This window comes from Ruegeria sp. AN6, assembly GCF_056540425.1.
In genome coordinates this window covers 80,870-96,523 of the sequence record NZ_JBQFWR010000005.1, presented here as the reverse complement: position 1 = coordinate 96,523, position 15,654 = coordinate 80,870, and the positions used below count along the sequence as shown (strand labels likewise).

13 protein-coding genes are annotated in these 15,654 nt (G+C 54.9%); 2 read left to right on the top strand and 11 right to left on the bottom strand.

Annotated features, from left to right (window positions below):
* Nucleotides 1–121 precede the first annotated feature (121 nt).
* Genes phnY through ACR0MQ_RS10295 form a run of 4 tightly spaced genes read right to left on the bottom strand, consistent with a single transcriptional unit; the run spans nt 122 to nt 3,500 of the window.
* Nucleotides 122–1,570, bottom strand: coding sequence for a phosphonoacetaldehyde dehydrogenase (gene phnY, locus ACR0MQ_RS10310; protein WP_480607895.1), 1,449 nt, complete (start codon nt 1,568–1,570; stop codon nt 122–124).
* 55 nt (nt 1,571–1,625) lie between these two features.
* Nucleotides 1,626–1,976, bottom strand: a complete 351-nt coding sequence (locus ACR0MQ_RS10305; protein WP_170774258.1) for a carboxymuconolactone decarboxylase family protein — start codon at nt 1,974–1,976, stop codon at nt 1,626–1,628.
* 11 nt (nt 1,977–1,987) lie between these two features.
* On the bottom strand, nt 1,988–2,749 hold the full coding sequence (locus tag ACR0MQ_RS10300) for an amino acid ABC transporter permease (protein WP_029621928.1): 762 nt from the start codon (nt 2,747–2,749) through the stop codon (nt 1,988–1,990).
* A 10-nt stretch (nt 2,750–2,759) separates the two neighbouring features.
* Nucleotides 2,760–3,500, bottom strand: a complete 741-nt coding sequence (locus ACR0MQ_RS10295) for an amino acid ABC transporter ATP-binding protein (RefSeq protein ID WP_480607891.1) — start codon at nt 3,498–3,500, stop codon at nt 2,760–2,762.
* Nucleotides 3,501–3,619: 119 nt separating this feature from the next.
* On the opposite strand from ACR0MQ_RS10295, the gene ACR0MQ_RS10290 reads away from it, so the two are divergent.
* Together ACR0MQ_RS10290 and ACR0MQ_RS10285 are read left to right on the top strand one after the other, a co-directional pair.
* Complete coding sequence (locus ACR0MQ_RS10290; protein ID WP_010441433.1) at nt 3,620–4,390, top strand: transporter substrate-binding domain-containing protein; 771 nt, start codon at nt 3,620–3,622, stop codon at nt 4,388–4,390.
* A gap of 45 nt (nt 4,391–4,435) precedes the next feature.
* Complete coding sequence (locus ACR0MQ_RS10285) at nt 4,436–5,173, top strand: creatininase family protein (RefSeq protein WP_480607888.1); 738 nt, start codon at nt 4,436–4,438, stop codon at nt 5,171–5,173.
* A 34-nt stretch (nt 5,174–5,207) separates the two neighbouring features.
* On the opposite strand, the gene ACR0MQ_RS10280 is transcribed toward ACR0MQ_RS10285, so the two are convergent.
* The 7 genes from ACR0MQ_RS10280 to ACR0MQ_RS10250 all read right to left on the bottom strand — a co-directional run bounded on the left by ACR0MQ_RS10280 (nt 5,208) and on the right by ACR0MQ_RS10250 (nt 15,629).
* Entirely contained in the window at nt 5,208–6,914 is a 1,707-nt protein-coding gene (locus ACR0MQ_RS10280) for an ABC transporter ATP-binding protein (protein WP_480607885.1), read from the bottom strand.
* A 4-nt stretch (nt 6,915–6,918) separates the two neighbouring features.
* Nucleotides 6,919–7,869 carry an ABC transporter permease gene (locus ACR0MQ_RS10275; protein WP_170774252.1) on the bottom strand — a complete coding sequence of 317 codons (951 nt, stop codon included), beginning with the start codon at nt 7,867–7,869 and terminating at the stop codon, nt 6,919–6,921.
* Nucleotides 7,866–8,843, bottom strand: coding sequence for an ABC transporter permease (locus tag ACR0MQ_RS10270; protein ID WP_170774250.1), 978 nt, complete (start codon nt 8,841–8,843; stop codon nt 7,866–7,868). The genes ACR0MQ_RS10275 and ACR0MQ_RS10270 overlap by 4 nt, the downstream gene beginning before the upstream one ends.
* A 25-nt stretch (nt 8,844–8,868) precedes the next feature.
* Nucleotides 8,869–9,813 carry a glutathione S-transferase family protein gene (locus ACR0MQ_RS10265; protein ID WP_480607882.1) on the bottom strand — a complete coding sequence of 315 codons (945 nt, stop codon included), beginning with the start codon at nt 9,811–9,813 and terminating at the stop codon, nt 8,869–8,871.
* 3 nt (nt 9,814–9,816) lie between these two features.
* On the bottom strand, nt 9,817–11,382 hold the full coding sequence (locus ACR0MQ_RS10260; RefSeq protein WP_480607879.1) for an ABC transporter substrate-binding protein: 1,566 nt from the start codon (nt 11,380–11,382) through the stop codon (nt 9,817–9,819).
* Nucleotides 11,383–11,532: 150 nt separating this feature from the next.
* Nucleotides 11,533–13,113, bottom strand: coding sequence for an ABC transporter substrate-binding protein (locus ACR0MQ_RS10255; RefSeq protein WP_010441423.1), 1,581 nt, complete (start codon nt 13,111–13,113; stop codon nt 11,533–11,535).
* Between the two features lie 209 nt (nt 13,114–13,322).
* Nucleotides 13,323–15,629, bottom strand: a complete 2,307-nt coding sequence (locus tag ACR0MQ_RS10250; RefSeq protein ID WP_170774242.1) for a Tex family protein — start codon at nt 15,627–15,629, stop codon at nt 13,323–13,325.
* Nucleotides 15,630–15,654: the final 25 nt, after the last annotated feature.

Below are 15,654 nucleotides of genomic sequence, written 5' to 3'. Positions count from 1 at the left end.
GCTTCCTTGTGTCTGGGCTTGGCGCTTGCGTCCACCGGCACATATGACGCCTACAGTCCTACGGCTCAAGCCGTCATTTCCCTATTGGCCGGTTTTCACTTTTCTATCCAAATCAACCTGCTCATCCGGGCCAGGGGAGCGAATAGGTTTTGACATTCGTAAAGAACTTCATGGCCTCAATGACCCCTTCTTTGACACCATTTCCTGAGTCTTTGATGCCTCCGAACGGGGACATCTCGATGCGATACCCGGGTTGTTCCCAGATGTTGCAGGTGCCAACATTCAGACCATTGATATAGGCAATGGCACGATTAAGGTCGTTGGTGCAGACGCCCGAACTAAGACCAAACTCCGTAGAATTCGAGATGCGCATCACCGCTTCGTCATCTTCAGGCACGCGAATGATCGGGATGATGGGGCCAAAGGTTTCCTCCATGACCAGTTCGCAGTAATAGGGCACTTTGTCGACCACGATGGGCGGTAGCAACGCGCCCTGGCGGCCAGGGTGGTATAGTATTTCGGCTCCTGCTTTCTCAGCAAGATGAACGCGTTTATCAAATAGTTCAGCGGCTTTGTCGTGAATAACACAACCCAGCTCAGTCTCGGGGTCTTGCGGATCTCCAAATTTGATCTTCTTCGCCTTCTCCAGAACTGATGCCACAAACTTTTCGGCCACGCTGTCCTGCACCAAAATACGTTTGATTGCGGTGCAACGCTGGCCAGAGTTTCCGGTAGCACCTGCCACCGCAATTCCAGCAGCCTTTTCAAGATCGGCGTCACACAGATCGTTCAGAACTATAAGTGGATCATTGCCGCCAAGCTCAAGCGCCTGACGCTTAAATGCGGCCTTCTCCGCTATCATCTTGCCCACTGGCACACCACCGGTGAAAGTGATGATGTCAATGTTTTCATTGGTGATCATCTCATCGCCGATATCCTGCGGCCACCCGGTGATCACCTGGAACATCTCAGCTGGCAGACCGGCTTCGTACAGGATGTCCGCCAGTGTCAGACAAGTCAGCGGAGTCAGCTCGGTTGGCTTACAAACCATGCAATTGTTTGTTGCAATTGACGGAGCAACCTTGTGGCTGACCATGTTCAAAGGGTGGTTAAAGGGGGTGATCGCGCTGATTGCGTTCACCGGTTCGCGCATAGTGAAAATCTTGCGAGCCCTGCCATTATGGGTCAAATCGCACGAAAATGTTTCACCATCATCCCTCAGCGCTTCGCCGGCTGCGAATTGAAACACATCCTGCGCACGTTTTGTCTCATAAATTGCGTGCTGATGGCAGATGCCCAGCTCTAGCACGAGCCATTTAACCAGATAGCCACGGCGCAGGCCGATTAACTCTGATGTCCGTTGTAGGATCTGGTTACGCTCATGGCGTGTCAGGCTGGGTTTGTATCGAGCGGCAACCTCAAAAGCGCGACGCGCATGTTCGGCCTGGCCAGCAGGAACATTGCCGACAACTTCATTGGTATAAGGGTAGTGGACCGGAATTGTCTCATTTGCAAAGACGACCTCGCCACCGATCCTCATCCCCTCGGTTCTGATTTCGTTTGCTGACATGTCCCGAACTTTCCTACATTAAGCGAATGAGCGGGAATATGTCATCCAAATCAGATCATGTCTCGCCCGATTGCTCTGAAAACACATCAAACGCTTTCAGTGCCTTGGCGCTGTAGGCATATGACGGTCCGCCTCCCATGTAGGTCGCCATAGCCAGAGCCTCGCACAGTTCGCCGCGGGTCGCACCCAAACGAACCAAAGAACGGACGTGGAAACCGATGCAGCTATCGCATCGCGTGGCGATCGCAATGCCAAGGGCCATGAACTCCTTGGTTTTTTCACTCAGTACACCGTCCGTTTTGGCAGCTTTACCCATAATGCCAAACCCACGCACGGTTTCCGGCACTTCCTTTGAGAACACACCGATATTGGCCTCGGTTTCGGCCATGAAGTCTTTCCAGTCCAACTGTTTTCTCCTTATCCGCGTTCATCCGCGCCCATACGACGCTCTAACCAACGGACGCCAGCACTGATTATCAAGACCAGCACCAGATATTCAAAGATCAGCAAAGTATAGATTTCGAGCGGACGATATTCGGTCACCACTAGCTCGTTCGCTCGGCGTGTCAGTTCCTGCATACCAATGACGCTCGCAAAAGCGCTCATTTTCACGATGTAAATGAACTGATTGGCCAATGGCGGCAGAATGCGTCGGATTGCCTGCGGCAGGATCACATAGCGCATAGTCTGAAAGTAGTTCAGCCCGATTGTCTGCGCAGCTTCGCTTTGGCCTTTGGCAATTGATTGAATCCCGGCGCGGTAAATTTCAGCGGTAAAGGCACTGTCCGAGATTGCCAATGTGATGATCGCCCCCCAGAATGGATCGATGGGTATATTCATTCCCATCGACTGAAAGACGATTGGCAAACCATAAAAGACCCAAAACAACATCGGAAGCAGAGGGATCGAGCGGACAAATTCCACGTAGATCCGGTTCACCAGTCGCCAACCACGTTTTTCAGACAGACCTGGCAACGCCACCAGCAGACCAATCACAATCGACATGATCGCCGCGATCAGCGATATCTGGATCGTCGCACCCATCCCAGACACCAGAAACTTAACATTGGTCCAGCCTGATGCGGTGGTGGGGTCAATCACATACCAGCCCCATGTCTGAGACGATGAACACCCAGCTAAAAGTACGAACAGGGGGAGGAACAGGAGCGGTTTCTTCATGACATCCAACTCAATGTTGCAGAATCTGGCTTAAGAATTTCTGACACCGCTCAGACCGCGGATTAGTGAAGAAATGCTCGGGTTTTCCTTGTTCGACAATCTCACCCGCATCCATAAACACCATGTTGTCTGCAACTTTGCGTGCAAAACCCATCTCGTGGGTGACAACCACCATGGTCATTCCTTCCTGCGCCAGTTCAACCATCACGTCGAGGACTTCGGAAATCATTTCGGGGTCCAAGGCCGAGGTGGGTTCGTCAAACAACAAAACCCTCGGCTCCATGCAAAGCGAACGAGCGATGGCCACACGTTGCTGTTGTCCACCTGAAAGCTGAATGGGACGTTTGTCGGCCTGGTCCGGGATATGGACCCGTTCAAGGTAATGGCGGGCTTTTTCTTCGGCCTCTTTCTTGCTCAACCCCCTTGCTTTGATCGGACCCAAAGTCAGGTTTTCGAGCACGGTCAAATGCGGGAAAAGATTAAACTGCTGGAACACCATCCCGACTTCTGATCGAATTGTGGCGACGGATTGGGCGTCATCTGACAGCTCTGCCCCGTCTATGCGGATCGTACCTTTTTGGTGTTTTTCAAGCTGGTTGATGCATCTTACAACCGTCGATTTTCCAGAACCGGAAGGCCCACAGATTACAACTTTTTCACCGCTACTTATCGTAAGATTGATATCCTTGAGCACATGAAATGTGCCATACCACTTGTTTACGTCGACTAACTCGATCGCGGCGTCTGGCATTAGCTGGCCTGCCTTTGTTATTCTCAGTCAATTATTTTCTTGAGGTTAGCGTGGTCTTTGCGCTTAGATCAAGAAACAATCCAGCTAAACTAGCCGACTGCCACCAACAGGAGAAATACATGAAACATCTTTTCAAAGTAGCCATTGCCGCTGCGATTGGCCTAGCAATTGGTAGCGCCGCTCAGGCCCAGTCTGCACTGAATGAAATCCTGGATTCTGGTGTGATGAAAGTCGGTACAACTGGAGATTGGAATCCAATGTCGCTGCGCGATCCTGCGACTAACAGCTACAAGGGTTATGATATAGATATCATGAATGCATTGGCTGCAGATCTTGGCGTCGAAGTTGAATATGTTCCGACAGACTGGAAAACCCTGGTCAATGGGGTGGTCGCCGGGAAATATCATATCACCGGCTCGGCTTCGATTTCTCCGCCGCGCTTGAAGGTTGCCGGTTTCTCTGACAGCTACATCTCTGTTGAACTGTTCCCGTACACGACCAAAGACAAGGCCGATAAATTTGACGGGTATGACTCGATCAACAAACCCGGTGTAAAAGTCGCAACAACCCTGGGTACAACCTTTGAAAAACGTGTGCGCGAATGGTTCCCCGATGCGGATATCAAGGTGGTCGAAGCCCCGGCGCGCGGTTTTCAGGAAGTGCTTGCCGGTCGGGCGGATGTGTTCATCACGTCGAATATCGAAGGCTCGACGCTAGAGGCCAAGTTTCCGGTTGTTCGCGTGAAAAATGCCGGCCCCCGGTCGCCATCCCCGATCGCGATGCTGTTGCCACAAGATGATCAGGTCTGGATCAATTATGTAAACAGCTGGATCGAAGTGAAAAAAGCTCAGGGCTTCTTCGATGAAAACCAGAAGCGGTGGGGTCTCTGATCACGGCTAACACCGCAGCAATGATCAAGACTTGGACAGGAAGTCATGAAGCTTGATCACATGACCTGGTACGAGGTCGACGCTCGTATAAATCAAGGCGCTGCGGTGTTGCTTCCGGTAGGTTCGACCGAACAGCATGGTCCGATGGGTCGCATAGGTACGGACACAATTTGCGCTGAGGCAGTTGCGCTTGCAGCCGCCAGTCGATGCGGGGGGATCGTTGCACCCCCGCTGGCCTACACCCCCGCGCCGTTCAATACAGGCTTTCCCGGTACGGTTTCGGTTTCGGCCGAAGTATTTCAGATGCTGGCAAATGAAGTCATTGCGGGATTGCTGGCACAAGGGTTCCGTGGCGTGTTCGTAGTGAATGGGCATGGTGCCAATCTGGAACCCCTCCGCACCATCAAATCCACTCTTCCTGACAACCAGATGATTATCCGAAGCTGGTGGGAGCCCGACACTGTAAACACGCTACGCAGACAGCTATACGGCGAATGGGAAGGGATGCATGCAACTCCATCCGAAATCGCAATAACGCAATCTCTACTCGGCGTATTGCCAGCAAACCAAGCTGCCGAACCACCAAGGAAACTCACTGCAGAATATGCGCGGGATCACGCAGGCGACCGACATGGTCCACCCGATGAACATCGTGCAGAATTCCCAGATGGGCGAGTCGGCTCACACTCTGCCCTCGCCAACCCGAAGGATGGTGAACGCCTGCTGACCATGGCTGCGATCGCAATTGCGAACGAATTCCGTTCATTTGAGCAAGATCGATAGTCAAAAGATGCTGAAGTGAAAGGGTAAGTGTTGTCTACTCCGCCTCAAGCCCATCGGTCGACAGGTCATCAAGCTTTGGCATAAGCCGCAGTAATTCGCTTGCGTATTCGGTTTTCGGATTGGCAAACAACTCGCTGGTCTCTTGGACCTCGACGATTTGGCCCTGCTTCATAACCGCAACCCGGTCGCACATCTGGCGAACGACGGGCAAGTCGTGGCTGATAAACAGCATGGTCAGGCCCAGATGCTCTTGCAAATCCTTCAGGATGTTCAGAATCTGAGCCTGAATCGATACGTCCAGTGCACTTGTTGGCTCATCGCATATCAGGAACCGGGGTTGTGTGGCCAAAGCGCGGGCGATCGAAATACGCTGCCGCTGACCACCCGAAAACTCGTGCGGGTATTTTTGACCGGCTCCTGAGCCCAAACCCACCTGATCCAACAATTCATCCACCCGGCGCTTGATGTGTGCGCCATCCATCAGGCGATGATGGCGAATTGGCTCGGCAACAATTTCATCCACGCGCATCCGTGGATTGAGGGAAGAATAGGGGTCTTGAAAGATCATCTGGATGTTCTTTCGGTACTCGTCTTGCACTGCACGATTGCTTAGATCACTTACCCGCTGGCCCTGAAAATCAATCGTGCCTCCGTCAACCGGGTAGAGCCCGGCGATCATTCGCGCAACGGTCGATTTACCCGAGCCTGATTCACCCACGACCCCGAAGACCTCGCCCGCGTGAATATCGAAGCTGACACTATCAACGGCTGTAAAATATGTCCGATCCCAAGGCAACAGGCCACGTTTCTGCAGGAATTTTTTGGTCAGGTTGCGGATTTCAAAGATTGGCTTGGTGGTGTCGTTGTCCACCTTTGGCCAATGGCGTGCCATATCTTCTATAGCAAAGCGTGTTTCACGCCCACCGTAGCTGATCTGGGGGAAGCGATGCAATTTCAGTGTCGGGCGCGGTACAGCAGCGATCAAGGACTTGGTGTATTCGTGTTGTGGCTGGCCCATCACCTGCGCAGTGGTACCGCTTTCAACCACCTTTCCCGCATACATCACAGTCACCCGATCCGTGGTGTCTGCGATCACACCCATATCATGGGTGATCAGGATGACACCTACTTGACGCTCCTGCGCCAGTTCCTTGATCAGGTCCAGAATTTGCGCCTGAACTGAAACGTCCAACGCCGTAGTGGGTTCGTCCGCAATGATCACATCCGGTTCTGTGCACAAGGCCAACGCTATGACTACACGCTGGCGCATCCCGCCTGAAAACTGATGCGGGTATTGATCAAGCCGCGTGTCCGGGTCCGGAATGCCCACGCGGTCAATTAGGTCTCGGGCGCGTTTGTTTGCCTCGGCTTCGGTACCGCCCAGATGGGTCTGGATCGTTTCAACCAGTTGCTCGCGCACTGTGAACAGAGGGTTCAATGAGGTCAGCGGATCCTGAAAGATCATCGAGATCTTCTTGCCGCGCAGCCCTCGCATCGCCTCGGCATCAATCCCACTGATCTGCTCGCCGCCCAGCTTGATCTGGCCACTGGCGATACGGCCGGGACGTTCCAGCAGGCCCATGACAGCGGCGCCGATTGTGGATTTACCGGCACCGGATTCCCCCACAAGCCCGTGAATTTCACCGGGCTCAACGGACAGGCTGGCGTGATCCACCGCTGTGAAAAGCTGGCGGCGGGTCGGAAACTCAACGGTGAGGTCCTGGATGGTCAAAAGGCTCATGAAATCACCGCAGTTTGGGGTTCAGCGCGTCACGCAGCCAGTCGCCCAGCAGGTTGACCGACAAGGCAAGGGCCAGCAGCGTACAGGCCGGGAAAAACAGGATCCACCACTCGCCCGAGAACAAGAAGCCTTGGCCGATACGGATTAGTGTGCCCAGAGATGGCTGGGTCGGGGGTGCGCCAACGCCTAAGAAACTGAGCGTCGCCTCGGCGATAATGGCCAGCGCCAGCGAAATTGTAGCGATGACCAGAACGGGGCTCAGGACATTAGGCAGGATATGGCGGAACATGATTGGGAACGATCCCCGGCCGATCAGGCGCGCGGCTTGCACATATTCCTTGTTCTTCTCAACCAACGCCGCACCACGCACGACCCGCGCAAACTGCACCCAGTCCGATAGCGCAATCGCAATGATCAGAACATAGATTGCCATCTCATCACGGTATTCCGGCGGGGTTATCCCTTTGGCTATACCGAAGATCAGCATTGCCACAAGAATGGCAGGAAAAGTCAGCTGCACATCGGCGATCCGCATGATCAGTGTTTCGATCCAACCGCCGAAATAAGCCGCGACTAGCCCTAGGATCACTCCGATAACAAGTGCAAGAAGCACCGCCGATGCCCCGACGAACAGCGAAATACGCAAACCATAAAGAATGGTGGAGAACACATCGCGCCCTTGATCGTCGGTACCCAACAGGAAGGTTTCTTGCGTAAAGGCATTCGGTGTGCCCGGCGGTGTGAAACCGTTCATCAGGTTCAGCGTTGCGGGGTCGAACGGGTTATAAGGCGCGATCAGCGGCGCGAAGATCGCTGCCAGCACTAGAATGACGACAACCAGCGAGGCGATCACAGCCACCGGGGAATGCCGGAATGACCATGCGAAGTCGCTGTCCCAAAACTTGGCCATGCGCGTTTTAGGTGCGGCTTTCGTAGTTTCCATCGTATCGCTCATGTTGCCCTCGCATCGACACGCAGACGCGGGTCAATGGCATAATAAAGAAGATCGACAATCAGGTTGATCGTCACGAACATCACCGAAATCAGCATTAGATAGGCCGCCATCACGGGAATATCGACAAACTGGATTGCGTTGATGAACAGCAGGCCCACGCCGGGCCACTGAAACACTGTCTCAGTGATGATCGCGAATGCGATGATCGAACCCAGCTGCAAACCCGTGATGGTAATCACCGGCACCAACGTATTCTTCAGCGCGTGGCGGAAGTTGATGACGCGATCTGAAAGCCCACGGGCGCGGGCAAAGCGGACATAGTCGGCGCGCAGCACCTCAAGCATTTCGGATCGGACCAGCCGCATGATCAGCGTCATCTGATAAAGGCCCAAGGTAATTGCAGGCAAAATCAGCGCCTTGAGGCCCGAGGTCGTTAGAAACCCGGTTGACCAATGCCCAATCATAACGGTCTCGCCCCTCCCGAAGCTGGGCAGTAGGTCAAGCTCGACCGAGAAAATATAGATCAGCAGAATACCTATGAGGAATGTTGGTAACGAAACCCCGATCAGGGAAACCGTCATGATCACATTCGCAGCAATCCCTTGTCGTCGGATCGCAGTAAAGACACCCAGCGCGATGCCCATCGTGATTGCCAGAAACCCAGACACAAAGGCCAGTTCCAGCGTAGCCGGAGCCCGCTCAAGCAGGATAGTCGAGACCGGTCGGCCCTGCCGATAGGATACTCCGAAATTACCCTGAACAGCACCTTGTAGGAACTTGGCGTATTGCACCACAAAAGGCTGATCCAGCCCAAGTTCGGTGCGCAGGCGGTCGATGTCAGCCTGCGTACGCTCCTGTCCCAGCATGTTGTCGATCGGGTCGCCAACAAAGCGAAACATCGAGAATGCCACCAGCCCCACGACCAGAAGTACGATGATGGACTGGAACATCCTTCGGACGATAAATGCGAACATTGATTTTCCCCATTGGTGGGTCTGTCTATGCTTTAACCGACCGGGTGGTCAAGCTATCTCGGCCATGCGGAGTGGTCCAATCGATTTCCGGACCCAACGGCACGATGCCCAATGGATTGCGCAGCTCGGAAGGTGAGAAATAACCCAGTTTGTAAATGTCGAACTTCACCGTCTCAGCGACACCTGGCAGCGCATAGAGCTCTCGCGCATAGCCCCAGAGATTTGGATAGTCGATCAGGCGGCGCAGATTGCATTTGAAGGCGTAATGGTACGCGACATCAAAACGAGCCAGTGTCGGGAACAGGCGCAGATCGGCCTCGGTCAGGGCATCGCCGCATAGATAGCGATTGGCGGCCAAATGTGCTTCGATCTCATCCATCGTGGCGAAGACATCTCGGAATCCCGCCTCATAAGCCTCCTGCGTGCGTGCGAAACCTGCGCGGTAGACCCCGTTGTTGAGGCGTGCATAGATTTTGTCATTCCACGCTTCGATTTGATCAAGCTTTTCTGGTGGTGCCAGATTTGGGCCATGGCCCGGCAGGGTGCCCAGCATCCGCACCAGATCAGCGGATTCGTTTGAGACGGCCTTGTCGTGAAGCCTATCCCAAAGCAGCGGTACCGTGATCCGCCCGGTATAAGCGGGGGTCACGCGGGCATAGGCGTGATGCAAAGCGCTCGCGCCATAAACCGCGTCGGCGCCTTCCGCATAAACCCAACCATCTGCTGTGCGACGCGGTTCGGCATAGGCAACCGTGACGAGATCCTGCAGACCTTTGAGGGCAAGGACCAATAAAACCCGATGCGCCCAAGGGCAATTCCACGCCGCGTAAAGGTGAAACTGCTCTGGTTCCAGTGCCGTACCGGGTAAAGCGTTACGGATGGTCGAGGCCTGACGGCGAAACGCGCCGTCAAGCGTGCTATCGGGCGCCGGGTCTTCTGCATGATAGACACCGGCAATCATCAGGCCCATTGCTCAGTTCACCGTCACCCAGCGCAGAAGGAAAAAGTTGTCCGGGCGCTGTGTCAGCTCGACATTGCTGCGCGTGCCCCAGACCAGCGGTTGAACATACATCGGTACGTAAACCTGTTCGTCCTGATAAATCTGCGTCACCTCATCCAGCATGGCTTGTCGCTTGGTCTGATCCAGTTCGGATTGGATCATCGGTAACAGTTCATCGACCCGCGCATTCGAAAATCCACCGAAGTTCCAGCTGCCCAGCTTTTTCTCTTCGTTTGGAGTGGCGACGAGGAAGCGGACCGGATGTTCAGCGTCAAATGTACCGGGGCTCCAACCCAGAAGATACATGTCATAATTGTCCTCACGCAGCTCCGGCCAGTAGTTCCGCACTGGCATTGCATCCAACTCGGCCGTTATGCCAATTTGCGCAAGCATGCCAACAACTGCCTGACAGACGGCCTCATCATTCAGATAGCGGTCGTTCGGACATTTCAGGCCAAACGAGAATCCATCTGCATAGCCTGCTTCGGCAAGCAGGGCCTTCGCAGCTTCTACATCAAACGCTGGACGTTCCGCATTGGCGTCGGAAAATCCACTCATCGCCGGGCTGACGAGTTGTGAGGCGGGTTCGGCATTGCCTCGCATGATCGTGGCCAGAATGGCATCCACATTGACGGCTTGTGCAACTGCCTGACGCACGCGTGCATCACGGAACGGGTTAGGCTTGCCTGCATCGTCGGTGTATTTCAGGGCTTCGGCTTGGTGGTCGAAACCCAGCATGATCACACGTGCTTCGATGCCCTGAATGACATCAACCTCTGCGTTCTGCTGCAGCCGAGCGACGTCCTGAATTGGTACAGGGTTGATCATGTCCACGTCACCCGAAAGCAAAGCTGCAACGGCAGTCGCCGGGTTCTGGATCGGATTAAATTCAGCACGGGTGATGTTGTGTTCGACATCTCCCCACCAACCCTCAAATGGTTCCAGCACAGTTTTGAGGCCTGGCTCACGCTCGGTGACTTTGAATGCCCCGGTGCCATTGGCATTGATAGTTGCGTGGTTGCCGGTCTCTTTATCGGGCACCACCGCGTCGTTGGCTTCGGTCCAGCCCTGATCCATGATCATCCAGTTGGCAATCGAAGACGGAAACAGAGGGTTCGGTGCAGTCGTCATGATATCGACGGTGTAGTCATCGACCACGACGACATCACTGACAGGGGCGAACCAACTGCGGGTATCTGCCGCTTCGCCTGATGCGCGTTGATAGCTGAACAGGACATCCTGTGCGTCAAAGTTGCTGCCATCGTGGAATGTTACGCCTTCACGCAGCTTAAACCGCCAACCTTCACCATCTCCAATCGGCTCCCAGCTGACGGCCAGTGCGGGCTCGACGCTCATGTCCTTGCCGCGACGGACCAGACCTTCGTAAACGTTGTTCAGGAACCCAAGTACGGGGGCTGAGTTAACCGCATGGGGGTCCATCGTCTGCGGATCGGTGGTCGAGGCCCATTTGAAATCGGCGGCCTGTGCGGTGCTGGCAAGCAACATGGCCAGGCCAATGGCACTTTTTCTGAAGATCATGGCGAAAACTCCCTGTTATCGCTGATAACAATCCAGCTTTTTGGCCACCACGTAAAGACACTCTCGGTTTGAGATCACAGTCCCATTACCTGCGGCACAAACAAGAACAGGGCGCGAAAACGCGCCCTGATCAACATCCAAATGGATGGTTTAGTTCATCTCGAAGTATTTGATCTTCGGTGAATCTTCCGGTTCAACGATGGTGCCGACACCCGATTTCATACCCCAGTTCAATACCTGGTGGTGGATCGGGATATACAGCTGCTCGTCCTGAACAACCTGCCAGATGTCTCCGATCTGCTGATCGCGCGCGGGCAGATCGGTTTCCGAGGCTAGGGCCACGATCTTGGCATCCAAATCAGGGTTGGAGTACCGCGTGCCGTTCCAAGAGCCATACTTCTCACCCTTCGAGTGCACCAAGAAGTTGAAGATGTATTCCGAGTCATATGTCGGAACACCCCAACCCAGCATGTAGAAGTCTGTCTCCAGATTGTTGATCAGCGGGAAATGCTGCGCCTTCGGTTTGGCGTCTAGGTTCACGGTGACCCCGATCTGGGCCAGCATGCCGACCGCAGCCTGACAGATTGCCTCATCATTGATGTAGCGATCATTCGGGCAGTTCAGGGTCAGCGAGAATCCATCAGGATAGCCCGCTTCGGCCATCAGCGCCTTGGCCCCTTCGATATCGGTTGACGAAGACGCGTCCATATCTGCGTCCCAACCATTAACAAACGGGGGTGAGATCATGCCTGCAGGAGCAGACTGGCCACGCATCACGACCTGTTTGATCGCATCACGATTGATCGCTTTCGACATCGCCTGACGAACCCGGACATCAGCCAGCGGATTTTTACCATCCACGTTGTCCGAGGTCAGATCGGCGTCACCCATGTTCATACCAAAGAAGATCACCCGGTTCTGTGGTGCTGTCCGTACATCCAGACCATCGGTTCCGGCGACACGCTCAAGATCCTGCACCGGTACGTCCTGAATGAAATCCACTTCACCTGACAACAAGGCAGCGACGCGGGTCGCGGCATTCTGGATTGGGGTGTAGACGATCTCGGTCACTTGAAGCGGGAATTCATCCTTGCCCCAGTAGTTCTCGTTGGCAGTCAGAACGGTTTTCACGTCCGGTTCGCGGCTGACCAGCTTGTAAGGTCCGGTGCCATTGGCGTTCTTAGCTGCGAAGGTATCCTCACCGCCTTCATAGTCCTGCACCTTGACGGCATTGTTTGCCTCAGCCCAATCCTTGTCCATCATGAACATGTTGGTCAGGTTGTTGGGCATGATCGGGTTTGGGCCATCAGTTTCGATTTCAACCGTGAACTTGTCGGGTGCACGCACCTCTTTCACTGAAGCAAGCAGTTCCTTGTAATCGGAATCCGGCGTCATGGCGCGGTTTAGCGAGAATACAACGTCATCGCTGTCAAACTCGGCCCCATCGTGAAACGTGACGCCTTCGCGCAGTTTAAATACCCAGACGTTCGGGTTGTCTTCGGACGGCGCCCATTCAGTTGCCAGAGAGGGTACTAGTGCACCGGAATGATCACGCATCACCAGAGTTTCCATGATCTGGTGCGCCATGGCCGAAGTTGGACCCTCGTTCTGCGCGTGCGGGTCCAGCGTCAGTGCATCACCGGCACGCGCCCAACGCAGCGTTTCCGCCGAAGCACCCGCCGCGATCATCGCTGTTGCGCTGGCGGCAAGCATCAGAGTTTTGAATGACATAAGTCGTCTCCCCATTTTTTGTTGTGACCGCATTTTCATGCGGTTGGCCGAACTTGTCGGCCATCATGGATCAGCATCATCCAGATCATCGCCCGAGTTGCAACACCCGAATGTTAGCCCCCCGTTTTGTCCTTGGCTCTGCCGGGGATCAGGTGACTGGTATGCCGTGAGGAACACGCCGCCTAGTTGGCTTGTGCAGGGGCCGCAACCTAACGTTTGCTGAAGGCGTCTCTGAGGGCGTCACCAAAAGCACCGTTCTGGGTGCTCTGGCCCCCATGTCCGCGCCGCTGTTCCCCCGGTTTGACTGGTCGCGCGGGTTTGCCCTTGCTACGAAGCGCATTGTCCTCACGGGCAGAAGCTGCACCATCCTTGCGCATGGACAACCCAATGCGTTTACGAGGTACGTCGACCTCAACCACCCTGACTTTGACAACCTGCCCTGTCTTAACCACTTCATGCGGATCTTTTACGAACCGATCGGCCAGTTGGCTGACATGAACCAACCCGTCCTGATGCACACCGATGTCAACAAATGCGCCGAAGGCGGCCACATTGGTAACGGTACCTTCTAAAACCATGCCAGGTTTCAGGTCTGTGATCTCTTCAACACCATCGGTAAAGGATGCGGTTTTGAAACTTGGCCGGGGGTCTCGGCCTGGCTTTTCAAGTTCGGTGAATATGTCTCGCACCGTGGGTAAACCGAAATTGTCGTTCACAAACTGTTCGGCGCGCAGGCCTTTCAAGGCACCGTCATGCCCCATGATCTGGCGAATATCCCGACCGCAGGCCACGACCACCCGGCGCGCGACATCATAGGCTTCGGGGTGAACCGAAGACGCATCCAGAGGTTCTGATCCATCCCGGATACGCAAGAAACCTGCGCATTGTTCAAAGGCGCGTGGGCCAAGGCGGGCCACCTTCAGCAAATCCTGACGAGACGCGAAGGCACCGTGGATGTCCCTGTGGGTTACGATCGCATCAGCCAAACCCGGACCAAGACCTGATACATGTGATAGAAGGGGTGCCGATGCAGTGTTTAGGTCCACACCCACTGCGTTCACCACATCTTCGATCACTGATTCCAGCGATTGCGACAAACGGTGCTGATCGACATCATGCTGGTACTGACCAACCCCGATGCTTTTTGGCTCAATCTTGACCAGTTCGGCCAGCGGGTCTTGCAGGCGGCGTGCGATCGAAACCGCCCCACGCAGCGAAACGTCAAGATCAGGAAATTCACGCGCAGCAAGTTCGGAGGCGGAGTAGACTGAAGCTCCGGCTTCGGACACAACGACCTTGGTGGGCGCTTTAACCGTGTTGGGCAACAGCGACAACGTGTCTGCCACCAAACGTTCGGTCTCGCGGCTGGCTGTGCCGTTGCCAATGGCAATAAGCTCGATCTTATGGGCGGCGATGAGTTTCAGGATCGCAGCTTGCGCACCTCGCAGGTCGTTCTTGGGCTGAAAAGGATAGAGTGTATCCGTTGCAACCACCTTGCCGGTTGCATCCACTACGGCTGCCTTGACGCCAGTGCGTATGCCGGGATCCAACCCCAGCGTCGGGCGTGCACCTGCCGGAGCTGCAAACAACAGGTCTTTGAGGTTGCGCGAAAACACCTGGATTGCCTCGTCCTGCGCGCGGCTGCGCAGGTCAGCCATCAACTCGACCATCATCGACAGCGACAGCTTGACCCGCCATGTCCAACCCGCAACCTTACGCAGCCACTTGTCCCCTGGCGCGTCACTTCGTGTGTTCAGATGTGCCGCCACCATGGCCTCGGCCCGTGCAGCCCCTGCCTCGGGTTCCGGCGCGATATCGAGTGTTACGATACCTTCCTTTGAGGCACGCAACATTGCGAGCGCCCGATGCGATGGGGTCTTGGACCAAAGCTCCGAGTGATCGAAGTAATCACTGAACTTGGCGCCCTCCTGTTCTTTTCCCTCGACGACTTTCGCACTCAGCAGCGCTTCGCGTTGCATGAAGTTGCGCAGTTCTCCCAACAGTACAGCGTTCTCGGTCAGTCGTTCCGTGATGATGTCACGTGCGCCATTCAGGGCGTCTCTGGCCGTGGGAATGACCTCATTCAGATACTTCTCGGCCAAGCCCTCTGGCTCCGCTAAACGGTCAGTCAGAATGGCATCGGCCAGTGGTTCCAAGCCATTCTCACGGGCAATCATCGCCTTGGTCCGACGCTTGGGCTTGTAGGGAAGATAAATGTCTTCGAGTTGCGCCTTGGTCTCGGCCTGGACAATCGATTTCACCAAATTATCCGTCAGTTTCCCCTGATCTTTGATCGAGGCCAGAATTGTTTCGCGTCGGGCCTCAAGCTCGCGCAGATAAGCTAAGCGGTCGGACAGAGTGCGCAGTTGTGTATCGTCCAAGCCACCCGTCACTTCCTTCCGATAGCGGGCGACAAATGGCACGGTCGCACCTTCGTCCAACAATCGAACGGCGGCCCCAACTTGTTCCGGACGTGCGTTGATTTCAGTGGCGATAGTGCGGGCGATACGGTCCAAAGGGGCCTCCTGACTTACGGTTGGA

Bases quoted from the DNA above. Each gene is read 5' to 3' on its own strand.
- ACR0MQ_RS10265 (WP_480607882.1), bottom strand. From the start codon at position 9,813: ATGGGCCTGATGATTGCCGGTGTCTATCATGCAGAAGACCCGGCGCCC.
- ACR0MQ_RS10260 (WP_480607879.1), bottom strand. From the start codon at position 11,382: ATGATCTTCAGAAAAAGTGCCATTGGCCTGGCCATGTTGCTTGCCAGC.
- ACR0MQ_RS10275 (WP_170774252.1), bottom strand. From the start codon at position 7,869: ATGAGCGATACGATGGAAACTACGAAAGCCGCACCTAAAACGCGCATG.
- ACR0MQ_RS10285 (WP_480607888.1), top strand. From the start codon at position 4,436: ATGAAGCTTGATCACATGACCTGGTACGAGGTCGACGCTCGTATAAAT.
- ACR0MQ_RS10270 (WP_170774250.1), bottom strand. From the start codon at position 8,843: ATGTTCGCATTTATCGTCCGAAGGATGTTCCAGTCCATCATCGTACTT.
- ACR0MQ_RS10290 (WP_010441433.1), top strand. From the start codon at position 3,620: ATGAAACATCTTTTCAAAGTAGCCATTGCCGCTGCGATTGGCCTAGCA.
- ACR0MQ_RS10295 (WP_480607891.1), bottom strand. From the start codon at position 3,500: ATGCCAGACGCCGCGATCGAGTTAGTCGACGTAAACAAGTGGTATGGC.
- ACR0MQ_RS10280 (WP_480607885.1), bottom strand. From the start codon at position 6,914: ATGAGCCTTTTGACCATCCAGGACCTCACCGTTGAGTTTCCGACCCGC.
- ACR0MQ_RS10300 (WP_029621928.1), bottom strand. From the start codon at position 2,749: ATGAAGAAACCGCTCCTGTTCCTCCCCCTGTTCGTACTTTTAGCTGGG.
- ACR0MQ_RS10255 (WP_010441423.1), bottom strand. From the start codon at position 13,113: ATGTCATTCAAAACTCTGATGCTTGCCGCCAGCGCAACAGCGATGATC.
- phnY (WP_480607895.1), bottom strand. From the start codon at position 1,570: ATGTCAGCAAACGAAATCAGAACCGAGGGGATGAGGATCGGTGGCGAG.